The organism is Streptomyces sp. ICN903 (assembly GCF_022015835.1).
In the GTDB taxonomy this organism is placed as follows: domain Bacteria; phylum Actinomycetota; class Actinomycetes; order Streptomycetales; family Streptomycetaceae; genus Streptomyces; species Streptomyces fenghuangensis.
On sequence record NZ_JAKMAY010000335.1, the window covers coordinates 1 to 5,765 of the forward strand.

Genomic DNA, 5,765 nt, shown 5'->3' on the forward strand with positions numbered 1-5,765 from the left:
GGCCAAGCCCGAGTTCACCGCGCCGCCGTCCGGCCAGGGCGCGCCGCGTCCGGGTGCCCCCAAGCCCGGTGGCCGTCCCGCCCCGGCGGGCCAGGACCGCCGCGGTCCGGGTGCGCCGAAGCCGGGTGGTCCCAAGCCGGGCGCCCGTCCGGCCGGCCCGCGTCCGGGCAACAATCCCTTCACCTCCGGCGGCTCCACCGGCATGGCGCGCCCGCAGGCGCCCCGTCCGGGCGGCGCCCCGCGTCCGGGCGGCCCCGGTGCCCCGGGCGGTCCGCGTCCCGGAGCCGGCCAGGGCGGTCCCCGTCCGCAGGCTCCCGGCGGCGGCCGTCCCAGCCCCGGCAACATGCCGCGTCCGCAGGGCGGACAGGGCGGCGCAGCGGGTCCGCGTCCGGGCGGCAACCGCCCGAACCCGGGCATGATGCCGCAGCGTCCGGCCGCGGGTCCGCGTCCGGGTCCCGGCGGCCGCGGTCCCGGCGGCGCGGGCCGTCCCGGTGGTGGCGGCGGCGGCCGTCCCGGTTTCGCCGGTCGTCCCGGTGGTGGCGGCGGCGGTCGTCCCGGTGGCGGCGGCGGTTTCGCCGGTCGTCCCGGTGGTGGCGGCGGCTTCGGCGGCCGTCCCGGTTTCGGCGGCCGTCCCGGCGGTCCCGGTGGCCGCGGCGGCACGCAGGGCGCCTTCGGCCGTCCCGGCGGTCCGGCGCGCCGCGGCCGCAAGTCGAAGCGGCAGAGGCGCCAGGAGTACGAGGCCATGCAGGCCCCGTCCATCGGCGGCGTGATGCTGCCGCGCGGCAAGGGCGAGACCGTCCGGCTGTCGCGCGGTGCGTCGCTCACCGACTTCGCGGAGAAGATCAACGCCAACCCGGCGTCGCTGGTCCAGGTGATGTTCAACCTGGGCGAGATGGTCACCGCGACCCAGTCGGTCTCCGACGAGACGCTTCAGCTCCTCGGCGAGGAGATGAACTACGTCGTCCAGATCGTCAGCCCGGAGGAGGAGGACCGCGAGCTTCTCGAGTCCTTCGACATCGAGTTCGGCGAGGACGAGGGCGGCGAGGAGGCACTCGTCTCGCGTCCGCCGGTGGTGACCGTCATGGGTCACGTCGACCACGGTAAGACGCGCCTGCTGGACGCGATCCGCAAGACCAACGTCATCGAGGGCGAGGCCGGCGGCATCACCCAGCACATCGGTGCGTACCAGGTCGCGACCGAGGTCAACGACGAAGAGCGCAGGATCACCTTCATCGACACCCCGGGCCACGAGGCGTTCACCGCCATGCGTGCCCGCGGTGCGAAGTCGACCGACATCGCGATCCTGGTGGTGGCGGCCAACGACGGTGTGATGCCCCAGACGGTCGAGGCGCTCAACCACGCCAAGGCGGCCGACGTGCCGATCGTGGTGGCGGTCAACAAGATCGACGTCGAGGGCGCGGACCCGACCAAGGTGCGCGGCCAGCTCACCGAGTACGGTCTCGTGGCCGAGGAGTACGGCGGCGACACCATGTTCGTCGACATCTCCGCCAAGCAGGGCCTGAACATCGACGGGCTGCTGGAGGCCGTGGTCCTGACCGCGGACGCCTCGCTCGACCTGCGGGCCAACCCGGAGCAGGACGCGCAGGGCATCGCGATCGAGGCCCACCTCGACCGCGGCCGCGGCGCGGTGGCGACCGTGCTGGTCCAGCGCGGCACCCTGCGGGTCGGCGACACGGTCGTGGTCGGCGACGCCTACGGCCGCGTCCGGGCGATGCTCGACGACAAGGGCAACAACGTCGAGGAGGCCGGTCCGGCGACCCCGGTCCTGGTGCTGGGTCTGACCAGCGTCCCCGGCGCGGGCGACAACTTCCTGGTGGTCGACGAGGACCGCACGGCCCGGCAGATCGCCGAGAAGCGCGCCGCCCGCGAGCGCAACGCCGCCTTCGCCAAGCGCACCCGCAGGGTCTCCCTGGAGGACCTGGACAAGGTGCTCAAGGCCGGCGAGGTGCAGCAGCTCAACCTCATCATCAAGGGCGACGCGTCCGGTTCGGTCGAGGCCCTGGAGTCCTCGCTGCTCCAGCTCGACGTCGGCGAGGAGGTCGACCTGCGCGTCCTGCACCGCGGTGTGGGCGCGGTCACCGAGACCGACATCGACCTGGCGACCGGCTCCGACGCCATCGTCATCGGCTTCAACGTGCGCGCCGAGGGGCGTGCCACGCAGATGGCCGAGCGCGAGGGCGTGGACGTCCGCTACTACTCGGTCATCTACCAGGTGATCGAGGAGATCGAGGCGGCCCTCAAGGGCATGCTCAAGCCGGAGTACGAGGAGGTCGAGCTGGGCACGGCGGAGATCCGCGAGGTCTTCCGCTCCTCCAAGCTCGGCAACATCGCGGGTGTCATCATCCGCTCCGGCGAGGTCAGGCGGAACACCAAGGCCCGTCTCATCCGCGACGGCAAGGTCGTGGCGGAGAACCTCAACATCGAGGGTCTGCGCCGCTTCAAGGACGACGTCACCGAGATCCGCGAAGGCTTCGAGGGCGGTATCAACCTCGGGAACTTCAACGACATCAAGGTCGACGACGTCATCGCGACGTACGAGATGCGGGAGAAGCCCCGCGCCTGACCCCCGCCGGTGGGTGCCACCGGTGAACGGCCACGGAGCCTCCCGCCCCGGCGGGGGGCTCCCGGCCGTTATATGCGTCGATCACCGGGAACCGTTGCGTGTACGGTTTCCCGTGTCCTGCCGGGAGTCGGCAGGGCTTCGCCCCACGAGGCCCCACGGGTCGGCTGGACCCGCATCCCATGTACGTAGGCACACTCTCCTTCGACCTGCTGCTCGGCGACGTACGGTCGCTGAAGGAGAAGAGGTCGGTCGTCCGCCCGATCATCGCGGAACTGCAGCGCAAGTACCCGGTGAGCGTCGCGGAGGTCGGGGACCAGAACATCCACCGCAGGGCCCTGATCGGCCTCGCGACGGTCTCCGGGGACGCCGGGCACGTCTCGGACGTGCTCGACCGGTGCGAGCGGCTGGTGGCCGCCCGGCCGGAGGTGGAGCTGCTGTCGGTGCGGCGGCGGTTCCACGGGGACGAGGACTGAACGCGTCCGGTGAGCAGTCCCGGCCGGACCGAACCGAACGATTCGAAACAGAAGGAAGCAGACACATGACCGACACCGCGCGGGCACGCAAACTGGCCGACCGCATCCGGGTCGTGGTCGCGGAGACCCTCCAGCGGCGGATCAAGGACCCGCGGCTCGGCTATGTGACGATCACCGACACCAGGGTCACCGGCGACCTGCGGGAGGCGACCGTCTTCTACACGGTCTACGGCGACGACGAGGAGCGGGCGGCCTCCGCCGCGGCGCTGGAGAGCGCCAAGGGCGTACTGCGCTCGGAGGTCGGGCGGCAGACCGGCGTGCGCTTCACACCGTCGCTGACGTTCGTCCCGGACGCTCTCCCGGAGAACGCCCGGACCATCGACGACCTGCTGGCCAGGGCCAGGGCCTCGGACGCCCAGGTACGCCAGGCGTCCTCCGGCGCCACGTACGCGGGCGAGCCCGACCCGTACCGCAAGCCCGTGCGCGAGGAGGACGCCGAGGACGCCGGGGAGAGCGGGGACACGGGGGACGACAAGGGCCGGGCGGACGGCGAGGACGCCTGACCCGTGGCACGCAAAGGAACCCAGGAGCCCGGCGGGCTGGTCGTCGTCGACAAGCCCGCCGGCTTTACCTCCCACGACGTGGTCGCCAAGATGCGCGGCATCGCCCGCACCCGCCGGGTCGGGCACGCCGGCACGCTGGACCCGATGGCCACCGGCGTCCTCGTCCTGGGCATCGAGAAGGCGACCCGGCTGCTGGGGCACCTGGCGCTGACGGAGAAGGAGTACGTCGGCACCGTCCGCCTCGGCCAGAACACCGTCACCGACGACGCGGAGGGCGAGATCACCTCCTCCACGCCGGCGGACGGCATCGCCCGCGAGGCGATCGACGACGGCGTCGCCAAGCTGACCGGCGACATCCTCCAGGTCCCCTCGAAGGTCAGCGCGATCAAGGTCGACGGCAAGCGGTCCTACGCCCGGGTGCGCGAGGGCGAGGAGGTGGAGCTGGCCGCCCGGCCGGTCACCGTCTCCTCCTTCACCGTGCACGACGTCCGCGCCGAGAGCGCCGAGGACGGCACTCCCGTGCTGGACCTGCTGGTCTCCGTCGTCTGCTCCTCCGGCACCTACATCCGGGCGCTCGCCCGCGACCTGGGCGCCGGGCTGGGGGTCGGCGGCCACCTCACGGCGCTGCGCCGCACCCGGGTCGGCCCGTACGGCCTGGACGCGGCGCGCACCCTGGAGCAGCACCAGGAGTCGCTGACCGTCATGCCCGTCGGCGAGGCGGCCGCGGCCGCCTTCCCGCGCTGGGACGTGGACGAGCGGCAGGCGAGGCTGCTGGCGAACGGCGTGCGGATCGCCATGCCGCCGTCCGGCCGTCCCGGGCCGGTCGCGGTCTTCGGACCGGGGGACCGCTTCCTCGCGCTGGTCGAGGAGCAGGGGGGCAGGGCCAGGAGCCTGGCCGTCTTCGCCTGACCCGGCCCGGCGGGACGGTGGTACGCACCGTGGGTGCGGGCGCCGGGTCCGGCGCCCGCACCCACGATCCCCCTCCTGTGTGCATCCGGTTCTCTGTCCACCCGGAGGCCCGGAATCACCCCACCGGGCGGGCGCGCGGAGTGAATCACGGCGCGCACCGGGGCGCTTTCCGGTGGGATCCTTCCGGCGCGGGTCCCCGTGCGAACACGACGGGGGGTCATGGCACCCTTGGACCCGGCACCATCCACTGGCATTCGGCGAGGAGCGGGCACTGTGCAGCGCTGGCGTGGCTTGGAGGACATCCCCGAGGACTGGGGGCGCAGCGTCGTCACCATCGGCTCCTACGACGGGGTGCACCGCGGGCACCAGTTGATCATCGGCAGGGCGGTCGACCGCGCCCGCGAGCTGGGCGTACCGGCTGTCGTCGTCACCTTCGACCCGCATCCCAGCGAGGTCGTGCGGCCCGGCAGCCACCCGCCGCTGCTCGCCCCGCACCACCGGCGCGCCGAGCTGATGGCCGGCCTGGGGGTGGACGCGGTCCTGGTCCTGCCCTTCACCGAGGAGTTCTCGAAGCTGTCGCCGGCCGAGTTCGTGGTGAAGGTACTGGTCGACAGGCTCCACGCCCGCACCGTCGTCGAGGGCCCCAACTTCCGTTTCGGCCACCGGGCGGCCGGCACCGTGGAGACCCTGGCCGAGCTGGGCCGGACGTACGACTACGACGTGATGGTCGTCGACCTGTTCGAGCGCGGGGAGGCGGGCGGCGGCGAGCCGTTCTCCTCCACCCTCACCCGCCGGCTGGTCGCCGAGGGAGACGTGCGGGGAGCCGCCGAGGTGCTGGGCCGGCCGCACCGGGTGGAGGGCGTCGTCGTCCGCGGCGCGCAGCGCGGACGCGAGATGGGCTACCCGACGGCCAACGTCGAGACGCTGCCGCACACCGCCATCCCCGCCGACGGCGTCTACGCCGGATGGCTGGTGGTGGAGGGCGAGTCGATGCCCGCCGCGATCTCCGTCGGCACCAACCCGCAGTTCGAGGGCACCGAGCGGACGGTGGAGGCCTACGCCATCGACCGCGTGGACCTCGATCTCTACGGCCTCCACGTCGCGGTGGACTTCCTGGCCTACATCCGCGGCCAGGAGAGGTTCGACACACTGGAGGGGCTGCTGGAGCGGATGGCCGAGGACGTGCGGGTGGCGAAGGAACTGCTGGGCTGAGCGACCCGGCCCGCCCTCCCGCGG

Annotated in this window: 5 protein-coding genes; all 5 read left to right on the forward strand. The window is 73.0% G+C overall.

Annotated features, from left to right (window positions below; all coding sequences use genetic code 11):
- On the forward strand, positions 1-2,584 hold a 2,584-nt coding region (infB, locus tag L7D48_RS24795; protein ID WP_237882677.1), incomplete at its 5' end, for a translation initiation factor IF-2.
- 179 nt (positions 2,585-2,763) lie between these two features.
- Positions 2,764-3,057 (forward strand): DUF503 domain-containing protein, encoded by a 294-nt coding sequence (locus L7D48_RS24800; protein ID WP_237882679.1) that lies wholly within the window; start codon positions 2,764-2,766, stop codon positions 3,055-3,057.
- 65 nt (positions 3,058-3,122) lie between these two features.
- The gene (gene rbfA, locus L7D48_RS24805) at positions 3,123-3,620 is read left to right on the forward strand and encodes a 30S ribosome-binding factor RbfA (protein ID WP_237882681.1); all 498 of its coding nucleotides are present in this window, start codon (positions 3,123-3,125) and stop codon (positions 3,618-3,620) included.
- Positions 3,621-3,623: 3 nt separating this feature from the next.
- Positions 3,624-4,529 (forward strand): tRNA pseudouridine(55) synthase TruB, encoded by a 906-nt coding sequence (gene truB, locus L7D48_RS24810; RefSeq protein ID WP_237882683.1) that lies wholly within the window; start codon positions 3,624-3,626, stop codon positions 4,527-4,529.
- A gap of 273 nt (positions 4,530-4,802) precedes the next feature.
- On the forward strand, positions 4,803-5,741 hold the full coding sequence (locus tag L7D48_RS24815) for a bifunctional riboflavin kinase/FAD synthetase (RefSeq protein WP_237882685.1): 939 nt from the start codon (positions 4,803-4,805) through the stop codon (positions 5,739-5,741).
- Positions 5,742-5,765: the final 24 nt, after the last annotated feature.